This window comes from Microbacterium sp. NPDC089320 (assembly GCF_040684875.1).
Lineage (GTDB): Bacteria > Actinomycetota > Actinomycetes > Actinomycetales > Microbacteriaceae > Microbacterium.
Window position 1 is genome coordinate 728,181 of sequence record NZ_JBFBGY010000002.1, and the last position, 22,251, is coordinate 750,431.

Annotated in this window: 22 protein-coding genes; 9 read left to right on the forward strand and 13 right to left on the reverse strand. The window is 68.0% G+C overall.

Features of this window, described 5'->3' with window-relative positions; translation table 11 throughout:
- Window positions 1-26: 26 nt before the first annotated feature.
- The 3 genes from AB0N61_RS08090 to AB0N61_RS08100 all read right to left on the reverse strand — a co-directional run bounded on the left by AB0N61_RS08090 (window position 27) and on the right by AB0N61_RS08100 (window position 2,300).
- Window positions 27-1,328, reverse strand: coding sequence for a GNAT family N-acetyltransferase (locus AB0N61_RS08090; RefSeq protein ID WP_363363005.1), 1,302 nt, complete (start codon window positions 1,326-1,328; stop codon window positions 27-29).
- A 61-nt stretch (window positions 1,329-1,389) separates the two neighbouring features.
- Window positions 1,390-1,635 (reverse strand): zf-HC2 domain-containing protein, encoded by a 246-nt coding sequence (locus tag AB0N61_RS08095; RefSeq protein WP_053095677.1) that lies wholly within the window; start codon window positions 1,633-1,635, stop codon window positions 1,390-1,392.
- Entirely contained in the window at window positions 1,632-2,300 is a 669-nt protein-coding gene (locus AB0N61_RS08100; RefSeq protein WP_167944866.1) for a sigma-70 family RNA polymerase sigma factor, read from the reverse strand. Before AB0N61_RS08100 ends, AB0N61_RS08095 begins: the two co-directional genes overlap by 4 nt.
- Window positions 2,301-2,369: 69 nt before the next feature.
- Here AB0N61_RS08100 and aroA point away from each other — a divergent pair, with 69 nt between their 5' ends.
- The 3 genes from aroA to bcp are packed head-to-tail and all read left to right on the forward strand — an operon-like array spanning window position 2,370 to window position 5,245.
- Entirely contained in the window at window positions 2,370-3,695 is a 1,326-nt protein-coding gene (gene aroA / locus AB0N61_RS08105) for a 3-phosphoshikimate 1-carboxyvinyltransferase (RefSeq protein ID WP_363363008.1), read from the forward strand.
- Complete coding sequence (gene rsgA / locus AB0N61_RS08110) at window positions 3,692-4,762, forward strand: ribosome small subunit-dependent GTPase A (protein WP_363363010.1); 1,071 nt, start codon at window positions 3,692-3,694, stop codon at window positions 4,760-4,762. Before aroA ends, rsgA begins: the two co-directional genes overlap by 4 nt.
- 9 nt (window positions 4,763-4,771) lie before the next feature.
- On the forward strand, window positions 4,772-5,245 hold the full coding sequence (gene bcp / locus AB0N61_RS08115; protein ID WP_363363012.1) for a thioredoxin-dependent thiol peroxidase: 474 nt from the start codon (window positions 4,772-4,774) through the stop codon (window positions 5,243-5,245).
- Between the two features lie 3 nt (window positions 5,246-5,248).
- Here the strand turns inward: bcp and AB0N61_RS08120 are convergent, their stop codons facing one another.
- Entirely contained in the window at window positions 5,249-5,632 is a 384-nt protein-coding gene (locus AB0N61_RS08120) for a hypothetical protein (RefSeq protein ID WP_363363014.1), read from the reverse strand.
- A 233-nt stretch (window positions 5,633-5,865) separates the two neighbouring features.
- Here AB0N61_RS08120 and AB0N61_RS08125 point away from each other — a divergent pair, with 233 nt between their 5' ends.
- Window positions 5,866-6,114 carry a WhiB family transcriptional regulator gene (locus AB0N61_RS08125; RefSeq protein WP_028503730.1) on the forward strand — a complete coding sequence of 83 codons (249 nt, stop codon included), beginning with the start codon at window positions 5,866-5,868 and terminating at the stop codon, window positions 6,112-6,114.
- A gap of 76 nt (window positions 6,115-6,190) precedes the next feature.
- Here the strand turns inward: AB0N61_RS08125 and AB0N61_RS08130 are convergent, their stop codons facing one another.
- Window positions 6,191-7,678, reverse strand: a complete 1,488-nt coding sequence (locus AB0N61_RS08130) for a PAS domain-containing sensor histidine kinase (RefSeq protein WP_167944876.1) — start codon at window positions 7,676-7,678, stop codon at window positions 6,191-6,193.
- Window positions 7,679-7,702: 24 nt separating this feature from the next.
- Window positions 7,703-8,089 carry an Rv3235 family protein gene (locus AB0N61_RS08135; protein WP_185274854.1) on the reverse strand — a complete coding sequence of 129 codons (387 nt, stop codon included), beginning with the start codon at window positions 8,087-8,089 and terminating at the stop codon, window positions 7,703-7,705.
- 126 nt (window positions 8,090-8,215) lie between these two features.
- Here AB0N61_RS08135 and AB0N61_RS08140 point away from each other — a divergent pair, with 126 nt between their 5' ends.
- The gene (locus AB0N61_RS08140) at window positions 8,216-8,827 is read left to right on the forward strand and encodes a hypothetical protein (RefSeq protein WP_363363017.1); all 612 of its coding nucleotides are present in this window, start codon (window positions 8,216-8,218) and stop codon (window positions 8,825-8,827) included.
- Here AB0N61_RS08140 and AB0N61_RS08145 read toward each other — a convergent pair.
- Window positions 8,815-9,093, reverse strand: coding sequence for a helix-turn-helix domain-containing protein (locus AB0N61_RS08145; protein ID WP_167944883.1), 279 nt, complete (start codon window positions 9,091-9,093; stop codon window positions 8,815-8,817). The two genes, AB0N61_RS08140 and AB0N61_RS08145, sit on opposite strands and share 13 nt — an antisense overlap.
- Before the next feature lie 97 nt (window positions 9,094-9,190).
- Between AB0N61_RS08145 and AB0N61_RS08150 the strand changes: the two genes are divergently transcribed.
- Both AB0N61_RS08150 and AB0N61_RS08155 read left to right on the forward strand, forming a co-directional pair.
- Entirely contained in the window at window positions 9,191-9,811 is a 621-nt protein-coding gene (locus AB0N61_RS08150) for a hypothetical protein (RefSeq protein ID WP_363363019.1), read from the forward strand.
- Window positions 9,808-11,052 (forward strand): P-loop NTPase, encoded by a 1,245-nt coding sequence (locus AB0N61_RS08155; protein ID WP_363363021.1) that lies wholly within the window; start codon window positions 9,808-9,810, stop codon window positions 11,050-11,052. Before AB0N61_RS08150 ends, AB0N61_RS08155 begins: the two co-directional genes overlap by 4 nt.
- On the opposite strand, the gene AB0N61_RS08160 is transcribed toward AB0N61_RS08155, so the two are convergent.
- A complete protein-coding gene (locus AB0N61_RS08160; RefSeq protein WP_363363023.1) occupies window positions 10,976-12,202 on the reverse strand; it encodes a pyridoxal phosphate-dependent aminotransferase in 1,227 nt (408 codons plus the stop codon). The genes AB0N61_RS08155 and AB0N61_RS08160 overlap by 77 nt on opposite strands.
- Before the next feature lie 66 nt (window positions 12,203-12,268).
- Window positions 12,269-15,076 (reverse strand): preprotein translocase subunit SecA, encoded by a 2,808-nt coding sequence (gene secA, locus AB0N61_RS08165; protein WP_363363025.1) that lies wholly within the window; start codon window positions 15,074-15,076, stop codon window positions 12,269-12,271.
- A 164-nt stretch (window positions 15,077-15,240) separates the two neighbouring features.
- On the opposite strand from secA, the gene AB0N61_RS08170 reads away from it, so the two are divergent.
- A complete protein-coding gene (locus AB0N61_RS08170; RefSeq protein ID WP_363363027.1) occupies window positions 15,241-15,843 on the forward strand; it encodes a PadR family transcriptional regulator in 603 nt (200 codons plus the stop codon).
- 63 nt (window positions 15,844-15,906) lie between these two features.
- Complete coding sequence (locus AB0N61_RS08175; protein WP_167944894.1) at window positions 15,907-17,244, forward strand: hypothetical protein; 1,338 nt, start codon at window positions 15,907-15,909, stop codon at window positions 17,242-17,244.
- Window positions 17,245-17,307: 63 nt separating this feature from the next.
- Here AB0N61_RS08175 and raiA read toward each other — a convergent pair whose 3' ends face one another.
- The 4 genes from raiA to mtrB form a co-directional block, all read right to left on the reverse strand.
- Entirely contained in the window at window positions 17,308-17,964 is a 657-nt protein-coding gene (gene raiA / locus AB0N61_RS08180) for a ribosome-associated translation inhibitor RaiA (protein ID WP_363363028.1), read from the reverse strand.
- A 94-nt stretch (window positions 17,965-18,058) separates the two neighbouring features.
- Window positions 18,059-18,748 carry a phosphoribosyltransferase family protein gene (locus tag AB0N61_RS08185; RefSeq protein ID WP_363363029.1) on the reverse strand — a complete coding sequence of 230 codons (690 nt, stop codon included), beginning with the start codon at window positions 18,746-18,748 and terminating at the stop codon, window positions 18,059-18,061.
- Window positions 18,749-18,856: 108 nt separating this feature from the next.
- Window positions 18,857-20,575, reverse strand: coding sequence for an LpqB family beta-propeller domain-containing protein (locus AB0N61_RS08190; RefSeq protein WP_363363031.1), 1,719 nt, complete (start codon window positions 20,573-20,575; stop codon window positions 18,857-18,859).
- Entirely contained in the window at window positions 20,572-22,248 is a 1,677-nt protein-coding gene (mtrB, locus tag AB0N61_RS08195; RefSeq protein ID WP_363363032.1) for an MtrAB system histidine kinase MtrB, read from the reverse strand. Before mtrB ends, AB0N61_RS08190 begins: the two co-directional genes overlap by 4 nt.
- Window positions 22,249-22,251: the final 3 nt, after the last annotated feature.

The following is a 22,251-nucleotide window of genomic DNA, read 5'->3' on the forward strand; positions in this document are numbered from 1 at the left end:
CGAGGCGCCCCTTTCGTGTGTGACAGTCAGTACCAGATGTCGAGTGCCGGCACGGGGAACGAGGCGAACGTGCGATCCAGCGCTTCGACGACCGCCGGATCGGCGTCGATCCGCCCGGCGGTTCGCAGCGACGAGGCACGCACTCCTCCGGCGTAGAGGATCGAGAGCGCCGACACGTCGAGCTCCGCATCGACGGACGCGGCATCGTCGACGGTCTCGACGGACGCCTGTCCGCTCGCGTCGACGATCAGATGCCAATCCCCCTCGGCGAACCCGAGCGGATCTCGAACACGCAGGACCACGTCGATCGGCGCCGAGTACCGCCTCGCGGGGAGAGCCGTCGCGAGATCGAGCAGGCGCAGCCATCCGTGGTCATGCACCGTCTGCGTGACGCCGCGGGGGTCTCGTACCAGCCAGGGAAGCGCATCGTCGAGCGGACGGAGATCGGCAGTGACCTCGTCGACGAGATCGTGCTGCAGCGCGAACCCCCACAGGGCCGCGGTGGCCTCCGGGGTCTCGGCGACCAGCAGACGCACGTGGAGCGCGAATCGGAACGACCCGGTCCGCTCGCTCAGCGTGAAGGCCATCGCCCCGCGAACCACACCGTCTGCGTCCAAGAAGCGGATGCCGCGCACCTGATCGCGGTCGGTGTCGCTCGGCGACAGCCCGGCGATGCCCGTCCACCGCGACGGCCACCCGGGGATCTGTCCGCCACGATGCGTGCGGACGCGATCATGAACCGCTCCGAGCTCTGCGGCCAGCGACTCCCTGTCGAGGTACTCGACCCGACCGTCCGAAGAAGGACCAGCCCACCCGGCGCGTCGGGTGTCGACAGCGAATCGGGACATGTGCACGGCTGAGCCGAACCCGTACCTGCCGTAGATCGTCGCTTCCGAGACGGTCAGGCCCGCGATCGGCACGCCCGCCGCTGCAGCCGCCCGGAGCTCCCCCTCGAGGAGCGCTCGCGCGATGCCGCGACGACGGTGCGTCGCAGACACCGTGACCCCGCTGATCGCCCACATCGGGATCTCGCCGCCCGGCAGCGTCAGCGGAGTGACCCAGGAGTCGATCGTCGCGACCGGCGCCGCGTCTGTCGCCGCCGCGTCGTAGACGCCGATGTTCCGCCGTGACTCGAAGGCCGCTCGTCCGAAGGCGAGCACCTCCGCCGTCGGCTCAGCGCCGAGGAATCCTCGGGCCACGGCCCTCTGAAAGCGCTCGGACTGGGCGTCATCAGCGGTATCGACGACCCGGTAGACCAGCGAATTCTCGGCCAGGCGCTCGGCGGAGGTCGGATCGGCGGGGATGTCGCGAGAATCGGTGAGCGTCATGCCTCCACCCTACGGGCGGACGTCGACATCGCGATCTCGGCGTCGAGGCTGCTCCCCGCTCTCAGTGCTGAGCGGACTGGACCTCGCGCAGGCGCGCGAACACCTGGTCACGCAGCTCCTCCGGGGCCGTCTCCTTGCATGCACGCGCCACGACCTCGGTGAGGGTGGTCGCCACGAGCGCCTCGTCACGGCAGGACGGGCAGTTCTCGAGATGCTCACGGATCTCGGTGTGCTCGGTGTTGCACACCTCGTTGCGGAGGTACTCCTCGAGATCCTTGCGGGCCTTGTCGCAGCCGCAGTCGGTCATTTCTTGCTCCTCGGGTCTGCCGCGGAGATTCCCCGCTCCACGGCGTAGTCGGCCAGCAGCTCCCGCAGCATCCGCCTGCCTCGGTGCAGACGGCTCATCACGGTGCCGATGGGCGTCTTCATGATGTCCGCGATCTCCTGGTAGGCGAAGCCCTCCACGTCCGCGAGGTACACCGCCAACCTGAAGTCCTCGGGTACGGCCTGCAACGCGTCCTTGACGACGGATGCCGGCATGTGGTCGATGGCTTCCGCCTCGGCCGAACGACTGTGCGAAGCGGTGGTCGTGGTCGACTCGGCGCCGCCCATCTGCCAGTCCTCGAGCTCGTCGATGGTTCCCTGGAAAGGCTCCCGCTGCTTCTTGCGGTAGATGTTGATGTACGTGTTCGTGAGGATGCGGTAGAGCCATGCCTTCAGGTTCGTGCCCTGGGAGAACGTCGCCCACGATCCGTACGCCTTGACGAAGGTCTCCTGCACGAGGTCAGCCGCATCCGCCGGGTTGCGCGTCATGCGCATCGCCGCGGCATAGAGCTGATCCATGAACGGGATCGCCTGTTCCTCGAATTCGCGCCGAGGGTCGCTGACCGTCTCTGCGGTTGCCGTGTCATCCATCACCGGCCAGTCTAGGCGGGTGAGGTCCACGGACTCGCGTTCCAGCGTTGCGAGCATGCTCTCTCCTTGTCGCCGAGTGCCCGGATTCGGTCATGCCGACACTCGCGTTTACTAAGGTGGGAACCGATGAGCGCCAACAGGTATTCCCCCTCCCCTGTCCAGGGTGTCTATGTCGCGCCGACCAGCACGGCGGCGGTCCATGCGACAGTGACGATCCCCGGCTCGAAATCGCTCACGAATCGCGAGCTCATCATCGCCGCGATCGCAGACGGACCGGGAAAGCTCATCGCACCGCTGCACTCCGACGACTCCCGCCGGATGATCGACGCCCTGCGCGCACTGGGCGTGGGCATCGAGGAGGTCGACGGCACCGGAGAGTTCGGACCCGACCTCGCGATCACTCCCGCCAGACTCGTCGGCGGCACCACGATCGACTGCGGGCAGGCCGGCACGGTCATGCGCTTCATCTCGCCGCTCGCCGGACTCGCGCAGCACGATGTGCACCTCACCGCTCACGAGACGGCACTGCACCGACCGATGGGCGGCCTCATCAGCGCGCTGCGCGATCTCGGCGTCGACATCGACGACGAGGGGACGTGGGCGCTGCCGTTCACCGTGCGTGGACACGGCCGGATCCGCGGAGGTCGCGTCGAGATCGACGCCTCGGCGTCCAGTCAGTTCGTGTCGGGACTTCTGCTCGCCGCCCCGCGGTTCGACGTGGGCCTGCACCTCGTGCACACCGGCGAGCATCTGCCGAGCCTGCCCCACATCGACATGACGATCGAGGCGCTGAGCCGACGTGGCATCCGAATCGAGCGGCCAGCGACGGGCGAATGGCTCGTCGAAGCCGGCGTGCCCCGCGCGAAGGAGATCGCCATCGAGCCCGACCTCTCGAACGCCGCGCCGTTCCTCGCGGCGGCGCTGGTCACCGGCGGATCGGTCTCGGTTCCGGGCTGGCCCGTGCATTCCACCCAGCCGGGAGCGCTGCTTCCCGAGATCCTGCAGGCGATGGGCGCGCACGTCGGCCGTCACAGCGGAACGATGACCGTCAGGGCAGGCTCCGAGATCCGCGGACTAGAGATGGACCTGTCGGCGGCGAGCGAGCTGACCCCCACCCTCGTCGGGCTCGCGGCCTTCGCGTCCGGGCCGACCACGATCCGCGGAATCGGCCACATCCGCCTCCACGAGACCGATCGGATCGCGGCCCTCGTAGGGAACATCCGCGCGCTCGGGGGCGAGGCCGAGGAGCTCTCCGACGGTCTGCGCATCATCCCGCGAGAGCTGCACGGCGGCGGGTGGGCAGCCCATCACGACCACCGAATGGCGACGACAGGCGCGCTCATCGGCCTCCGAGTGCCGGGGGTCGAGATCGACGACATCGGGACGACGGCCAAGACCCTCCCGGAGTTCACTCTGCTGTGGGAGCGCATGCTGCGGGGCGCGTCCGCGTGAGCTGGCTCGACGACTCCGACGACCTCGACGACGACTTCGAGGACTTCGACGAGAGCAGCATCCGCACGCGTCCGAACCCGAAGGCGAATCGCCCCCGCACGAAGCGACGGCCCGCCCATGACGATGCGCAGATCGGGCGCGTCCTCGGGGTCGACCGCGGCCGATACTCCGTGCTGCTCGACGAGGACACGCCTGACGAGCGGCTGATCACCGCCGCGCGGGCGCGAGAGCTTCGCCGGAACCCGATCGTCACGGGCGACCAGGCGAAGGTCGTCGGCGACATCTCCGGCGAGGACGGCACACTGGGACGGATCATCGGCATCGCCGATCGCACGTCTCTGCTCCGGCGCAGCGCCGACGACACCGACCAGGTCGAGCGCGTCATCGTCGCGAACGCCGATCAGATGCTGGTGGTCGTCGCCGCCGCCGACCCCGAGCCGCGGGCCCGGCTGGTGGACCGCTACCTCGTAGCCGCGCTGGATGCCGGCATCCGCCCCCTTCTCGTCGTCACCAAGACCGACCTGGCCGACCCCAGTAGGTTCCTGTCGCACTTCGACGGCCTCGACCTCCGCGTCTTCACCAGCGGACAGGATGAGATGCCGGTCGACGAGATCGGTGCGGCCCTGGTGGGGCACTCCACCGTGTTCGTCGGTCATTCCGGTGTGGGCAAGTCGACCCTCGTCAACGCGCTGGTGCCGAGCGCGCTGCGCGCCACGGGGCATGTCAACCAGGTCACCGGCCGCGGGCGTCACACGTCGTCGTCGACGGTGTCCCTGCGATACGTCGGACCTGAGGGCAACGGCTGGGTGATCGACACCCCGGGCGTCCGCTCCTTCGGACTGGGGCACGTGAACCCCGCGAACATCCTCGCCGCCTTCACCGAGCTGGCGGAGATCGCCGAAAACTGCCCTCGCGGGTGCACGCACCTCGCGGACGCCCCGGACTGCGCCCTGATCGAAGCCGCCGAGAGCGGCGAGCTGAGCGAGACCGGGCTGGCCCGCCTGGATTCGCTGCAGAGGCTTCTGCAGACCTTCGCCGACAAGGCTGAGCAGCCCCCCGGCCGGTAGGGTGGAGGCGTGACTGTGCGCCTCGAACCCGGAACCGCCGCCCCCGACTTCGCCCTCCTCGATCAGGATGGCTCCACCGTGCGGCTCGAAGATCTGCGCGGACGCAAGACCGTGCTCTACTTCTATCCCGCCGCGATGACCCCGGGATGCACCACGCAGGCCTGCGACTTCCGCGACAGCATCGCGTCGCTCGAGGGGGCCGGCTACCGCGTCATCGGGGTCTCTCGCGATGAGCCCCATAAGCTCGCCGAGTTCCGCGAGCGTGACGGTCTCACGTTCACGCTTCTCAGCGACCCCGATCATTCCGTGCACGCCGCCTACGGCGTCTGGGGCGAGAAGATGAACTACGGCAAGGTCGTCGAGGGCGTCATCCGCTCGACCTTCGTGCTCGACGAGAACGGCACGATCACCCTCGCCCAGTACAACGTGAAGGCGACCGGGCATGTCGCGCGGCTGCGCAAGATGCTCGGAATCGACGCCTGACGATCACTCGGCGGGTCGCTCGTTCTCGGCCCGGGTACTCGCGATCAGCAGGGCGAAGCCGAGCACCGCGGGGAGACCGACGGCGAGCGTGAACACCCAGGCGATCGGCTGAATCGTGAGGGAGGCCAGGGCCAGCGCGACGCCGAGGACCTGGAAGACCACGCCTCCCGAGCGCGCCCAGGATCTGCCCGCTCGCGTCCCGATCGCGAATGCGACGAGAGCGGCAGCTCCCGTGAGGGTGAGCACGATCAGCGCGACCGCGGTCGACAGAGAGGCAGCATCGCCTGCACCGAGGCCGACAAGCTCGATGAGGGCGAACACGAGCAGTGCGAGACCCTCGGCCGCGAGAACCGCGGAGGCTGCCAGAGCGAGGCCGGGTGAGCGCACAGTTGCCTCCTGAGAATCGAATGAGAACGGCGAAAACCCTTGATTTCGCCGGTTTCATGTAACAGAATAGACAGCGTCATGTGCTCCCACAGCGGCGTGGGGCGGGCTTGGCCCGCATCACAGAAAGCGGGCATCCGTCCGTATCTCATACAGGGTAGCTGAACCCGATCTGCACCCGAAATCCGAGTCGTCGCAGCGCGTCGATTTCTGAAACACCACACCGAGGAGCCCCCATGGACTGGCGCGATAAGGCCGCCTGCTTGACTGTCGACCCCGAGCTGTTCTTCCCTGTCGGGAACACCGGCCCGGCTGTCGACCAGATCGAGAAGGCGAAGACCGTCTGCGCCACCTGCACGGTGACCGAGATCTGCCTGCAGTACGCTCTCGAGTCCAGCCAGGACTCGGGCGTCTGGGGCGGCCTCTCCGAAGACGAGCGGCGCGCACTCAAGCGCCGCGCGGCTCGCGCCCGCCGCGCCTCCTGAGTGAAGAGAAAGCGGCCCGAGACGACGTCTCGGGCCGCTTTCTGCATCTCCGCTCACTGCGGGAATGCGCTCCCGGTCATGCAGTCAGCCAGCGGAGCGGAATGTCGATCACGACCTCGGTGCCCTCGCCCTCGCTCCCCCGCCACTCGATCGACCCGCTGAGCTCTCCCTGGATGAGAGTGCGGATGATCTGCGTTCCCAGCCCCTGGCCGATCCGCCCCTCCGGCAGGCCCTTGCCGGTGTCATGCACCGTGACGCGCAGGTTCTCCTCGGTGCGCGTCGCATCGATCGTGACCATCCCCTCCTGGCCGGCGAGACCATGCTCCACCGCATTCGTCACGACCTCGGTGAGAGCGAGGGCGAGCGGGGTCGCGTACTCGCTCGGCAGCACCCCGAAGCGTCCGGTCGACCGCGTGCGCGCACGGGTGTTCGGTGCGGACGCGACCTCGGCCACGAGCTTGAGGACGCGGTGGAAGACCTCATCGAAGTCGACCTTCTGCGTCAGGCCCTGAGCGAGGGTGTCGTGCACGACCGCGATCGCATCCACACGTCTCATCGCCTGGGTCAGCGCATCCCGCGCCTCGTCCGAGTGCGTGCGCCGCGCCTGGATGCGCAGCAGTGACGCGACCGTCTGCAGGTTGTTCTTGACGCGGTGATGGATCTCACGGATCGTCGCGTCCTTGGTGATGAGTTCCTGCTCCTGGTGACGCAGCTCCGACACATCACGACACAGGACGATGGCGCCGATGCGCGTCCCATGATCCTTGAGGGGGATCGCGCGCAGCGACACCGTGACGCCGCGCGCTTCGATGTCGGTCCGCCAGGGAGCTCGCCCGGTCACGACGACCGGGAGCGACTCATCGACCTGTCGAGAAGGCGGCACGAGCCTCGTGGTGACCTCGGCGAGGGACTCGCCCTCGAGCTCGTCGTCGAAACCCATGCGATTGAACGCCGAGAGGGCGTTCGGACTGGCGAAGGTCGTGATCCCGTCGACGTCGATGCGGATCAGTCCGTCCGACGCTCGCGGCGCCCCGCGACGGGGAGAGGTCGGAGCCGCAGGATCGGGAAAGCTGCCGTCCGCGATCATGCGGAAGATGTCGTTCGCGCACTCGTCGAAAGTGATCTGCTGGCGGGATGGGGTGCGAGCCTCGCCGAGGTTCGTGTGGCGAGTGACGACGCCGATGACGGTCGCCTCCTGATGCTCACCACCGCGGCGGTCGTTGACGATCGGCACGGCCCTGACACGCGTGGGAGTCTCTTCGAACCAATCGGGCGACGATGAGTCCACGATCTCGGCGGAGTCGAACGCTCCCTGCACCTGCGTGCGCCATTGAGGCCGCACCCGCTCCCCGACTATGTCGCGATAGAACAGAGTCGCCGCTCCACTGGGACGGGTGTGCGCCACGGCGACGAACGATCCGTCGTCCGTCTCGATCCAGACCACGATGTCCGCCGAGGCGAGGTCTGCGAGGAGCTGGCCGTCGCCGGCGAGTCGATGCAGCCACTCGACATCGTTCTCGGCAAGACGGCCCTGGGCATTGGCGAGGTCGCTGAGCGTTGACACCCCACCAGCCTAGAGCGCGTCCGCTCAGAGAACGGCCAGCGACGTCGCCCGCCAGCGGCGGTCGAGTCCTTCGAGACGGATGGCGACCGCTCGCGTACGACCAGGCCCTGCGACGACGACGACGGCTTCGACCTTGCCGTCCACGGGCTCCGTCACACGGACCGAAAGGATCTCGAAAGTCGGGCGCGCAGGCGAGACCCCCCTCGCGCTGCGCGCCCTCGCCGAGAGATTCGCCCGCGTCACCAGACTCCGGTACGCGTCTTCGTTGAACCAGCGGGCGAGCTGATCGACTTCTCGGACTCCCGCGAGCACCTCGAGCACACCCTGGGTCAGGCTTCGCAGCAGCGGGCTCGGATCCGGCAGCTCAGCTCGGGGCGTGGGCTGCGGCGCGAAGTACTCATGAAGCATCATCTGAGGCACTCTCCATCGGGAAGACTGCGCCAAGTAGAGCATGCGGCCACTCGCCGTTCGGGCCGGGTTCGCGATGTATGTGGATAACTCGTACATGCGCTCACCGACGTGATTTACGGTGGGCGCGTGCACTGGGATCGACTGTTCGAAGACCTCGAAGGTCAGCTGGCCTCCGAGTGGGAAGGCGAGCGCGCTGCGCTGGACGCCGAGTCCGAACGATTGCGCATCTCGAGGCTCGAGCTCCGCAGCCGACTCAGGGTGCTCTGCGCGTCGACAGCTCTCGCGACCCTCGATCTGCCGGGCGGAGTCCGCGTCCGGGCCCGGCTGAACGCCCTCGGCTCCGATTGGATCGCCGCGACGATCGCCCAGGCCGAGGAGACGAGGACGACACGGACGACCCTGATCGTGCCCCTGCATGCTCTGCGCGGACTGACGATCGACCACGGGCTGTTGCTGTCGAGTCTGAACGACGGAGACCACGCGGCACCGGTGCTCCGCGAGCGCATGTCGCTCGGGTTCGTGCTGCGTGATCTCGCGCGACGGCGGGTTCCGGTGCGAGTCGTCAGCCTCGATGCCTCAGACCTGCACGGAACGATCGACCGAGCGGGTGCCGATCATCTGGACCTGGCTCTGCACGATGCGGGTGAGGCGCGCACGGCGTCAGCCGTGCGTGCCTTTCGGATCATCCCGTTCGCGGCCGTGACCTCGATCCAGACGGCCGGAGATCAGATGCCGTGACGGCGGGAGGTGCCCCACACCTCGGGAAAGCTCGCCGCGTTGGCCTGTCGCCACAGCGCCATCCGCCGCGCCTCCTCAGACTGCTCGGCAAGGTATTCCGAGAGGCTCGACTCCTCGATGCGCCACCTGGCCGGGGCGCCGAGCTGCGAACCTCGCAGGCGACCCTCGTAGACGAGCTCCACGACCTCGTCTATCCCGATGCTCAGCAGCTCCGCCACCTGCGCGGGCGCCAAGAAGCGCGCGGCGGTCGGAGAGGAATGGAGCATGCTCCCATTCTGTCCCTGCCGCGCCTATACGCGAGAGCCGATCTGATGCTGTGGATAAGTATCGAGCACCCGCATCGATTTCTGTGACCATCTCCCCATGAGCACGTTCACCCGTTCCCGTCGCTCCGTCTGGGCTGACGCGCGATTCCTGATCGGCATCGTCGTCGTCGTCCTGTCCGTCGCGGGCGTCTGGGCCGTCGTCGCCTCCGCCGGAACCACGGCCCCGGTGCTGCAGGCGACGCGCACGATCACACTGGGCGAACCGCTCGTGTCGGGTGACTTCCGCGTGGTCGAGGTCGGACTCGGCTCGATCACCGATCTCTACTTGTCGCCCCAGGATCTCCGCCCCGGCCAGGTGGCGTTGCGGACGGTGTTCGACGGTGAGCTCCTGCCGGTCTCCGCGGCCGAGGACGCAGACGCGAACAGGACGACGACGATAGTCATCGAGAGCAGCACGGGGATCCCGGCCGATGTCGCTGCCGGCAGCATCGTCGAGCTCTGGCACTCTCCCCCGGTCGACGACGGTGACGGCCAAGGGCCTCCGCGTATCCTCGTGGCGGATGCGATCGTCTCGTCGGTGACGACGAGCGAAGGAATGCTCGCTGCCGACGGAACCACCGCCGAGGTCGTGATCGATCGGGCGGATGTCGCCGACGTGCTGGCCGCGATCACCGGCGGCTCCGTCCTCTCCGTCGTGCCGATCGGCGCCACCTCATGACGTCCGTCGTCATCGCTCTGCCTGGGGCCCGCGCCAGCGACCTGGCCGATGAACTCGAGCTGGAAGGCGTCCGCGTCGTCTCCGTCGTGGCGCCCAGCAGCATCCTGCCTCTGCCGGACGGGGTCGATGCGGTGATCGTCCCGGCCACCCGCGCCACTCTGACGCCCACGCTCGTCGCCGAGTGCGACAGGGCGGGTGTTCGCATCGTGCCGGTCGGCGGCAGCAGCGACAGCAGAGTGCTGGGACGCTACGGGCTCGCTGCCGCCCTCCCGGCGGAAGCGAGCGGCTGGGAAGTCGCGGCAGCGCTGCTCGCCGACTTTCCGGGGGCCGTCGAGCGGAGCGCATCGGCTCCGCATCGCGTCACCGTCGTGTGGGGTCCGTCGGGCGCACCGGGACGATCCACCGTCGCGATCCAGCTCGCCGTCGAGCTGTCCCGGACAGGGCGCCGCACCGCGCTGGTGGACGCCGACACCGTCGCCCCCTCTCTCGCGCTGCTGCTGGGACTCGGCGATGATGCGCCCGGAGTCGCCGCCGCATGCCGGCGCGCAGAACTCGGCGCGCTCGACTCGGCCGAGCTCACGCGACTGGCGACGATCATCGACACGAGCGCCGGAGAGATCGAGGTCCTCGGAGGCATCAATCGGCCCGGGCGTTGGCCCGAGCTCGGAGCGCATCGGCTGCAGACGACGTTGCGTGCGTGCCGCAGCTGGGCGGAGGAGACCGTTGTCGACGTGGCGAGCGCCTTCGACGCAGACGATGAAGCGACCTATGACCTCGCAGGTCCACGTCGCCACGCGGCAACCATGGCAGCCCTGCAGGAAGCGGACGCCATCGTCGCGGTCGCAGCGGCAGACCCCCTCGGCATGAGCCGGTTTGTCAGAGAGCACGCCGAATTACGTCGACTCACGACCCCGACACCGATCACGGTCGTCGTGAACAGTGTCCGCCCCGGGCCCCTCGGTCTCGATGCCCGCGGTCAGATCCGGCGCACCCTCGAGAGGTTCGCCGGCATCACCGACGTCGCATTCCTTCCCTTCGACCAGCGCGCCGCGGACACCGCTCTGCTCCACGCGCGGCCGATGGCGGACCTCACACCGCGTTCATCCCTGGTCGCCGGCGTGCGCCGCATCGCGGAGACGCTGGTCTCCGCCCCGCCCGTTCCGTCTACTGGCGGTAGCTCGAGAGGAAGTTCCCGAGGCGCTCGACGGCTTCGGCGAGCACGCGCGGCTCGGGGAGAGTGACCAGCCTGAGGTGGTCGGGGGTCGGCCAATTGAAGCCGGTCCCCTGCACCAGGAGGATGTGCTCCGAGACCAGGAGGTCATAGACGAGCTTCGCGTCGTCCCGGATCTCGTGGACGTTCGGGTCCAGACGAGGGAATGCGTATAGCGCGCCGACGGGCTTGACGCACGATACGCCGGGAATCGATTCGAGTCCCTCCCAGGCGATGTCGCGCTGCTCGTGCAGACGTCCGGTCGGGGCGATCAGCGAGTCGATCGACTGCACTCCGCCGAGAGCTGCCTGCACCGCATACTGCGCGGGCACGTTCGGACAGAGGCGGGTCGAGGCAAGCAGATTGATCCCCTCCAGGAAGCCCTTCGCGTGGTCCTGCGGTCCGGTGATCACCAGCCATCCCGACCGGTAGCCGGCGACCCGATATGTCTTCGACAGCCCGTTGAACGTCAGGCACAGCAGGTCGGGCGCCACTGTGGCTGTCGGGATGTGCACCGCGTCGTCGAAGAGGATGCGGTCGTAGATCTCGTCGGAGAGCAGCAGCAGCTGGTTCTCCCGGGCGATCTGCACCATGCCCTCGAGCACCTCGCGCGAGTAGACGACACCGGTGGGATTGTTGGGATTGATGATCACGAGCGCCTTGGTGCGCGGGGTGATCTTGGACCGGATGTCCTCGAGATCGGGCTGCCAGCCGTTGTCCTCATCGCACAGGTAGTGCACCGGCGTGCCGCCCGCGAGGCTCGTCATCGCCGTCCACAGGGGGTAGTCCGGTGCGGGGATCAGCACTTCGTCGCCCTCGTCGAGCAGCGCCTGCATGGTCATCGTGATGAGCTCGGACACGCCGTTGCCGAGGAACACGTCCTCTGGATCGAACCGCGGGAATCCAGCGATCTCCTCATACCGGCTGACCACCGCTCGCCGAGCCGAGACGATGCCCTTGCTGTCGCTGTATCCGTGGGCGGTCGGGAGCGCCGCCAGCATGTCGTGAACGATCTGGTGGGGTGCCTCGAAGCCGAAGATCGCGGGATTGCCCGTGTTGAGCTTGAGGATCCGATGCCCCTCGGCCTCGAGCCGCGCCGCCTCGACGAGCGTGTTTCCACGGATCTCGTACAGGACGTTCTTGAGCTTCGACGACTGGTCGAAGTTGCGCGTTGGTGTCATTGAGCAAGCCTACAATGACGCGAAGAGGGGCCGATCCACGCGGATCGACCCCTCTTCGAAGCCCTGCTACTTCTTCTTCTTTCCCTGTGCCCGGCGCTGCTCGCGGTTGCCGGCCGGCGCTGCCGGGGCCTCAGTGCGCTGACCGAAGGCACCGCGGGCACCCTCGGCCTCGGTCTCATCGGCGGCCGGCGCCTGACGCGCTGCAGCCGCCTGGCGGAGCTTCTCGGTCGCCGCCTGCTGGACCTGGCCGCGGTCGTTGCGGACCTCGACCTCGCCGGCATCGTTCGCGGCAGAGTACTCGAGTCTCTGGTCTCCGGCGTCCTCGGCGAGGCCCTTCGCCTCAACCTCGGCCGTCTGCGAGTCACCCGCTCGGCGGACCTCGACCTCGAGGTTGTAGAGATAGCCGACCGACTCCTCCTTGATCTGGCCCATCATCGACTGGAACATCGCATAGCCCTCGCGCTGATACTCGATCAGGGGGTCGCGCTGAGCCATCGCACGCAGTCCGATGCCATCCTTGAGGTAGTCCATCTCGTAGAGGTGGTCGCGCCAGCGGCGGTCGAGCACCTGCAGCACGACGCGTCGCTCGAGTTCGCGAGTCGCCGCTTCTCCGAGCGATTCCTCGCGCGTCTCATAAGCGATCTTCGCGTCCGACAGCAGCTCGCGCGTCAGGCCCTCGGCAGTGATGCCGCCCTTGCGGCCGGCAGCCTCGGAGACGACCTCATCGATGGTCACGCTCACCGGATACAGGGTCTTGAGTTCCGTCCACAGGGCGTCGAAGTCCCAGCTCTCGTTGTGGCCCTCGCCCGTGTGATCCCGCACCACGCCGCTGATCGCGTCCTCGATGAAGTGCTGGACGCGGTCGGCGATGTCATCGCCCTGCAGGATGTGGCGGCGGTCGGCGTAGATCGCCTCGCGCTGGCGGTTCAGCACGTCGTCGTACTTGAGGACGTTCTTGCGCATCTCCGCGTTGCGAGACTCGACCTGGGACTGTGCGCTGCGGATCGCGCGCGACACCAGGCCGGACTCGATCGGAACGTCGTCGGGGAAGTTCGTGCGCGAGAGGATCGCCTCTGCGGCGCCCGACTGGAACAGACGCATCAGGTCATCGGTGAGGCTCAGGTAGAAACGGCTCTCGCCGGGGTCACCCTGACGGCCCGAGCGACCACGGAGCTGGTTGTCGATGCGGCGCGACTCGTGCCGCTCGGTGCCGAGGACATACAGTCCGCCGGCCTCGATGACCTTCTCGGCCTCCTCGGAGACGACGGCCTTCATCGCCTCGTAGGTCTCGTCCCACGCGACCTCGTACTCCTCGGGCGTCTCGACCGGGTCGAGGCCCTTGCCCTTGAGGTCCTGCACGGCGAGGAACTCGGCGTTCCCACCGAGCATGATGTCCGTTCCTCGACCGGCCATGTTCGTGGCGACGGTAACGGCACCGAGGCGTCCGGCGCGAGCGACGATCTCAGCCTCGCGCGCGTGGTTCTTCGCGTTCAGCACCTCGTGCTTGACGCCCTTCTTGGCGAGCAGGCGCGACAGGTACTCGCTCTTCTCGACGCTCGTCGTTCCGACCAGGACCGGCTGACCACTCGCGTGGCGCTCGGCGATGTCCTCCACCACCTGGGCGAACTTCGCGGTCTCGTTCTTGTAGACCAGGTCGGACTGATCCTTGCGGATCATCGGACGGTTCGTGGGGATCGGGATGACACCGAGCTTGTACGTCGACATGAACTCGGCCGCCTCGGTCTCGGCGGTACCCGTCATACCGGCGAGCTTGTCGTAGAGGCGGAAGTAGTTCTGGAGCGTGACCGTGGCGAGAGTCTGGTTCTCGGCCTTGACCGGCACGGCCTCCTTCGCCTCGATGGCCTGGTGGATGCCCTCGTTGTACCGTCGTCCGACCAGGATGCGGCCGGTGTGCTCGTCGACGATCATGACCTCGTCGTTCATGACGACGTAGTCGGTGTCCCTCTTGAACAGCGCGAGCGCCTTGATCGAGTTGTTGAGGAAGGAGATCAGCGGCGTGTTCGCCGATTCGTACAGGTTGTCGATGCCGAGGTAGTCCTCGACCTTCTCGATACCGGGCTCGAGGACGCCGACCGTGCGCTTCTTCTCGTCGACCTCGTAGTCGACTCCTGCCTCCAGGGTGCGCGCGATCTTCGCGAACTCCGCGAACCACCGGTTCGCCTCACCCGACGACGGCCCGGAGATGATCAGCGGCGTCCGCGCCTCGTCGATCAGGATCGAGTCGACCTCGTCGACGATGGCGAAATAGTGCTCGCGCTGGACGAGGTCTTCCTTGCGCCACGCCATGTTGTCGCGAAGGTAGTCGAATCCGAACTCGTTGTTCGTGCCGTACGTGATGTCCGACGCGTACTGCTCGCGGCGCACGGCGGGCGTCTGGCCGGAGACGATGATTCCCGTCGACATACCGAGTGCCCGGTACACACGACCCATGAGTTCGGCCTGGTAGCTCGCGAGGAAGTCGTTGACCGTGATCACGTGTACGCCCTCGCCCGCGATCGCGTTGAGGTAGGCGGGGAAGGTGGCGACCAGGGTCTTGCCCTCACCGGTCTTCATCTCGGCGATGTTGCCGAGGTGAAGTGCAGCGCCTCCCATGATCTGCACGTCGTAGGCGCGCATCCCGAGTGTGCGCTTCGCCGCTTCACGCACGGCGGCGAACGCCTCCGGCATGAGCTGGTCGAGCGACTCGCCCTTCGCGAACCGCTCGCGCAGCTCGGCGGTCTCGTTGCGGAGTTCATCGTCCGTGAGCTTGGAGATGTCCTCTTCCAGCGCGTTCACGGCCTTGACCACCTGGTTCAGGCGTCGGATGACCCGCCCTTCACCCGCGCGCAGCAGCTTCTCAAGAGGATTCGCCACAGATGTCATCTCCCTGTCGATGGTTCCGGCGGCGCCGCTTCTCGGGCGCGCACCAGGCATACCTTGTCATGTTACCGGTCCGTGACCTGCACGTCGTCTGCACGCCGCGCCGCCAACGCGTTTCCGAGTATGTATATATTGGTCCACGACACCGGGAGGTCCACATGTCGGTCCGACAGAGTCTGCTGGCGATCCTCGCTCAGGGCCCCTGCTACGGCTATCAGCTGCGGCATGAGTTCGACCGCCGAACCGGATCGGTCTGGCCGCTCAACGTCGGTCAGATCTACAACACGCTCGAGCGCCTCGAGCGCGACCGGCTCGTCGCTCGAGGCGCGGCCGACGAGCGCGGCCACGTGTACTGGGAGATCACAGACGCCGGTGCATCCGAGGTGGACCGCTGGCTCGCGTCACCCGCGCCACGAAGCCAGACCACGCGCAATGAGGTCGCCATCAAGCTGGCCGTCGCGGCGACACTCCCCGGTGCGGATGCGGCGACCGTGATCGCGGCTCAGCGCGCTGCATCGCAAGAGCATCTCGACGATCTCATCGCGACGAGGGCATCGCGCGACGACGTCAGCCCCGAGGGGCTCGCATGGTCGCTCGTCGTCGATTCGATGATCTTCGCGGCGGAAGCCGAGGTCCGTTGGCTCGACCATGTGCAGACTCGGCTCGCGCAGCATCCGGCGCACGCGCTCGGCCTGGAGCTGACGACCGAGCGTCCGAAGCGTGGCAGGCCGGCGAGGAACGACATCGCGGCCCTGGTCTGAACCGGTTTCGCCCGAAGCGTATGCACAGCCAGCGTCGTCGCCCGGGAAACTAGGATCAGTCCTATGGCTGGAATATGGGGCAGACGCAAGCGCGAGCAGGAAGAGCTGGCCGCACAGGACGCCGACCTGGCTCGCCGTGCGGAGCAGGCACTCGTCTCTGCGGATGAGCGCATCAGGAGCACCTCCGACGAACTCGCGTTCGCGGAGGCCGAACTCGGCGAACAGCTGACTCGCGACCTGAAGATGGCTCTGAGTGCGGTGCGCACGCACCTGCGCGAGGCCTTTCAGCTGCATCAGCTCAACCACGACGAGATCCCTGACACCCCCGAGGAGCTCCGCACGCGCAACGCGCGGATCGTCCAGCTGTGCGACTGGGCACAGGACCTGCTCGACGAGAAGACGGCGGATCTCGCCGCGTCGATCTCGAAGGTGCGCCGGGCACCCGAGGTCGTCGCCCAGGTGCGTGCCGATGCCGAGACGCTGAGCGCACGGATCCCGCACACGAACGAGACCGTCGCGCGTCTCTCCGCCCGCTATTCGGACTCGGCGATGCACCAGATCACGGCGAGCGCTGCCGAGGCGGAGCAGCTGATCGCGTTCGCGACTCACGGTGCCGCAGTGTCCGAGCGTCGTCGTGCCGCAAAGCAGAACGAGGAGGCGAACCTCGCGCTGGAGACCGCCACCGAGGCCACACGACGCGCATCGGCTCTGCTGGATGCCGTGGAGGACTTCGAGATCGAGGCCCTGCGTGCCGAGTCGACCCTCGCCGAGGTGGTCGCGGATTCGCGCAACGACCTCATCGCCGCTCGCACCGCACCCCAGGTCCCCGCCGTCGCGGCCGCCGTCTCCGCATTGCAGGATGCGCTGAGCGCGCTGTCGCCGGCCGGCGTCCCGGGAGATCCCTTCGCCGAGCTGTCACAGCTGCGCGACGCGAACACGGCTCTCGACGACGCGATCGCCACTGCCCGCCATCGCGAGGCCCATCCGCTGCCCAGCATCCAGCAGGTGCAGCACGCGATCGACGACGCCGACCGTCAGCTCGGCGTCGCCCGCGGACTCATCGCCGGGCACCGCGGCTGGATCGGCGCGGACGCACGCACTCGCCTCGCTGAGGCCGAGAGGCTGCGGGTCGACCTGTCGGACCTGCTCCCGGCGGAAGAGACGCGCGACGAGGCGCTCGCCAGCGCACGACGCGTCGCTCACCTGGCCTCCGAGGCCCTGCAGCTCGCCCAGCGCGACATCGATTCCTCGCGGCCGCAGGATCAGGGCTGGGGCGGCGGAAACGGCTGGGGCGGCGGCGGCTGGAGCGGCGGCGGCCGTCGCGGCGGCGGCGGCGACGTCGCATCGGGAATTCTGGGCGGTCTCGTGATCGGCAGCATCCTCGACGGCATCTTCGACTGACGTCCCGCACGACGTGACGACGGCCCGGCTCCTTCGGGAGCCGGGCCGTCGTCGTGTTCAGCCTCAGGACGCGAGTGCCTCCGTGGGCGGGGCCTGCGTCTCGAGAGCGATCACACCGTAATCCCACCCCTTGCGCCGGTAGACGACACTCGGGTGGTCTGTGCGCGCGTCCACGAACAGGAAGAAGTCGTGTCCGACCAGCTCCATCCGGTCGACGGCCTCTTCGACCGTCATCCATTCCGCGCCGAAGTTCTTGGTGCGGATGACCACCGGCGAGTAGACCTCGTCGTCCTCGTTCTGGATCGGCACGGAGCCCGTCGCGACGGCTCGAAGGACATCCACGGACGCCGGCTGGACATCGATGCCCTCCAGCGCCCCGCTCTCCTTCTCGAAGTGCGCCCCACGCGGGTGCTGACGTCCGTCGACTCGTTTCTCCTTCGCGCGTCGGAGCTGCTCAGACATCTTGTCGACGGCCATGTCGAGCGCGACGAACTTGTCTCCGTCCGTGGCTTCGGCACGGACCACGGGACCCTTGCTGACGAGGGTCAGCTCCACGGTCTCATCCGGCACACGACCGTTGCGGTACACCCTGTGAGTGACCTTGACATCCAGCCGTTGCGCTCGGGACGCGAACGTCTGGATCTTGGCGATCTTCTCTTCGACAACGGCTCGGAATCGATCGGTGATACCCACTCCGACGCCAACGATGCTCGTTTCCATTGCTGCCTCCTTGTCCCGGTCCTCCCGGCCAAGGGCGGACCGTGGTCGCCTTGTGACCCCCCACGGTAGTCCGCCTGAGGTCGGATGTCACGGGTCAGTTGCTGCGTGTCCCCGATGCGTTCGCATTCCGTTCGCTGTGACGCGGTGTCGCGGCCAGGGCCACCGCCGACACGACATGGGCGCCCGCCTCGCTCAGAACGCGAGCCGCCTCGTCGAACGTCGCGCCGGTCGTGACCACGTCGTCGACGAGCACCACAGCCGCTCCCTCGAGCACACGTCGGGCTCGCATGCTGCCGCGGACGTTCTCGGCTCGTCTCTCAGAGTCGAGGCCACGCTGATCGGTGCGCCTCCCCCGCGCCACGAGCCAGCGATCGGGCAGTCGCCCCGACCGGCGGATCAACAGGTCGGGCACCCGGTAGCCCCGCCGGCGAAAGGACGCCCGTGACGTCGGTATCGGCACCAGCCTCAGCGACCCACCGGTCCCGGGGTGCGCCTCGAGGACGTCGAGCACCTCGCCCAGCGCCGAGCCGAGCGGGCGGGCGAGCATCGTCTCGCCGTCGTCCTTCATCCTTCGGATGCACCGAGCAGCGACCGACTCGAACGGCATCGCCGCTCGGACCACGAGGCCAGCCGGCGTCCGGCGCACCGAAGGCTCCGGTCGGATCCCCTGCCGACACGCCTCGCACAGCAGCGTCTCGGGTCGGTCGCAACCCGCGCAGGTCGCCGCGAGCAGAAGGGCGAGCATCTCGAGTCCGACCGTGCGGGCGAGCGGCAGCGGGGTCATCCGCCGATGCTCTCGCAGTCGCCCAGCGGCCGCGCGGCAGACGGAGCCGAAGCTCGACCGCCGTGGGCTGTCGGATCGTGTGGACCGACGGTGCAGAAGCAGTCGCGCTCAGTGCCCCGCTCGTGTCGCGAGGACCGAGACGCCGCTGATCGACTCACTCCATGCAGATCCTGTGCGCGCGAACACGGCGCCTTCCGCACCCAGGACGCGCAAGCCGGTGGCTGCGCGCGCACCCGCGATGGACACCGCGCCGGTCGGGGCGACCTCGAACGTTCCCGGCCCTCCGACCACCTGTGTGACGACCATCCGGTCCGCCGGATCCGTCAGCAGGCCGAGACGGTCGGCTCCCAACCAGACGAGACCGATCGCGCCGCCGTCGAGCTGCGCCAGCGGCTCGGTCGGACCGAGCTCGGTGGGAAGACCCGACTCGTCCCGGATCACTGCCGAGATGACGATCCAGCGCTCGCCTCCGATCACGACCACAGCAGCCACGCGAGCGCCGTCGGCGGAGACCCGGATCGCCGAGACGGACGATGCGTCGGGCCACGCGCCCGCGATGGTCTGCGGGGCGACATCGCTGCCGATCGCCTGCAGAGCCGCCGGCGCGTTGGACGGGACCGACCACGTGTACTCGTACGGGTCCATCGACGGCCGCACCAGCGAGGATCGGTCGTCCAGCTCGTTGAAGCCGTCTTCTCCGGCGAGCCACACGTGCCCGTCGATCAGCTGCACGGCTGCGTGAGAGCTGTCCACCGAGACGTCGATGGCCGTCACCGGCTGACCCGCGTTGAGGATCTGATCCGTGACACCGGGGATCGGGGTGATCTCGCCGCCCACCAGCATCCCGAAGGTGCCGTCCTTCAACACCAGGCTGCCGGGATCGGCCTTGTCGGTCACCACTTCGACGACCCCGGCCTCCAGCGGGCGTCCGTCGACCGTGAACCGCACCTGGTCGATCTGCACGCCCGCGGCGATGAGCGTCGACTGGAGCTGGGTTCGCATGCGCGCGAGCGTGGTCGGGTCGAGCCCGACCGCCGCCTCGTTCAGCGCGACGTCGGCGATCCGGTCCTGGTTGATCGGCACGGAGTCCCGCGCGAGCTGAACCTCCTGCGGGAACGCGCTCTGCACCGCCGGGTCCAGCCACGGGCTCGGTGCACCGCCGATCAGCGACTGCGCGATGGTCGTCGCCACCGTCGCACGTCTGGGGAACCAGCGCACGTCGGGCACGAGCCGCTCCCACGTCTGATCGAAGTACTGCAGCGCGTAATCGTCGTACACGCGTGAGAACCGCGCCTCATCGATCACCACGCCGTCCGGCGCCTCGGCGATCCGCCATTGGCCGTCCGTGAGCTCGACCACGAAAGCCGAGTTCGACGCGCCGAACGCCTCGGAGTACGCTCCGGTCGCGTCGACGCTGGCGACCTGATCGAACGCGACCCTCACGTCGGCGGTGTCGCCCTCCTCGGCAGCATCATCGTCCTCGACGCTCGAGGTGAACGAACGGGTCGCAGAGCTCACGTCGATCGACACGCCGGTGTTCGGGCGCCAGGTCGACGCGAGCTCGGGGGTGAGGAAACTCCGGGCCGTGTTCCAGTTGTCGGCCGGAGTGATCGCGGCTTCCATGAAGCCTTCGACGATCGCCGCGGGGCCCGCGCCGTCCACCGGCCCCGACGCCAGCGGGAGGAAATCCTGGCCCTCGGGGGACGCACCGAGGGGTATGCCCGGCTGCACGTCACCGGTGGTCGGAAGCCCTGTGCACGCGGACAGGACGAGGGCTGCGGTCGCGATCGCGAGGCCGCGCAGAGCGCGGCGGATCCTGCCCGTCATTCGATGCTCCCTCGATCGAACAGCTCTGCCGGGATGTCGGCGAGGTGAATCGGCTGCGTGGCATCGCCGAGTTCCGCGAGTGAATCCTGCGGCTCGATCGGAATCGGTGAGGGGCCGTCCGTCGCGTCGCCGCGGCGAGGAAGGGTCAGGACGAAGTTCGTGCCGACTCCCAGTTCGGACCACACTCCGAGTGATCCGCCGTGCAGAGTCGCGTCTCCGAGCGCGATCGACAGCCCGAGGCCCGTTCCACCGAGAGTGCGCTGGCGAGAGGGATCCGCGCGCCAGAATCGGTCGAACACCCGCTCGGCGTCGGCCGGATCCATGCCGAGTCCGAAGTCGCGGACTCCGGCGGCCACAGCATGCTGATTGCTGTCGACGGTGACGACGATGGGCCTGCCCTCACCATGCTCGATCGCGTTGCCGATCAGGTTGCGCAGCACTCGTCGCACCCGCCGCGGATCCATGTCGACGGGTGAGTAACCACCGGGGGCGACGAGCCTCAGCTCGCTGCCGCGATCATCGGCGAGAGGCTGCATCTGCTCGATGATGTCCTCGGCGAGGTGTGCGAGGCTCGTCGCCTCGAGCTCGAGCTGCACGGAGCCGGCGTCGTAGCGGCTGATCTCGAGCAGATCAGACAGCAGCGTCTCGAAACGCTGCACCTGGGTGTGCAGCAGCTCGGTGGTGCGCGCCGTGGTCGCGTCGAACTCGCTCCGCTGATCGTTCAGCATGTCTGCGGCGAGGCGGATCGTGGTGAGCGGAGTACGCAGCTCGTGTGACACGTCCGACACGAAGCGCTGCTGGACGAGCGACAGCTCACCCAGCTCCTTGATCTGCGACTCGATGCTGTCGGCCATCGCGTTGAAGGAACGCCCCAGCGTCGCGATCTCGTCTTCGCCGTGCACGTCGATGCGCACCCCGAGATCCCCGGATGCCAGACGCGCGCTCGTCTCGGCGGCCTCGACGATCGGCGTGGAGACCGTGCGGAGGACGATGAACGAGATCGCTGCGACGATCGCCACGAGGCCGATCCCGGCGACCCAGAGGGTGCGCTGGACGAACGTGAGCGTGTTGTCGGCATCGGCGAGATCGTAGGCGAAGTAGATGGCGAACGGCCCTGCCTCCGGCACACGCAGCTGCTGCCCCACCACGATCCCCGGGACCGCTCTGCCACCGACCTCGAGAGACACGGACTGCCAGGACTGCCAGTCGTCGAACTCGACCACTCGATTCCTGAGGCCGGGGCTGATCAGATTGAGGCTCAGCCCCGCGGTGAAGCCGTTGAGCGCGACGTCGGGATCCTCCTCCAAGCGGACACCCGCGAGTCCCTCGGCCGTCGAATTGCGACCGAGATCCTCCTGCACGCTGTCCCACAGTTCCGGCAGTGCCGCCGGGTCGTCGCCGAGGGCTGTCGCATCGAGGGTCGCCTGGGCTTGATTCACCGAGCGGGCGGCGTCTTCGAGCGCCTCGTTCTTGCGGGATTCGAAGAGGTCGTTCTGGATCACCAGCGCCATCGTCACGCAGGTGATCAGGATCGCCGTCGATGTCAGCAGGAGCGTGATCGTGAGCGTCCGGAATCGCAGGGAACTGCGCCACAGCGCCCGGAGAACGGTCGGCCAGCCACGCCAGTCGCGCAGGACAGCGACCGCCGTGGTGGTCGCTGTGGTCGCGGCCATCGT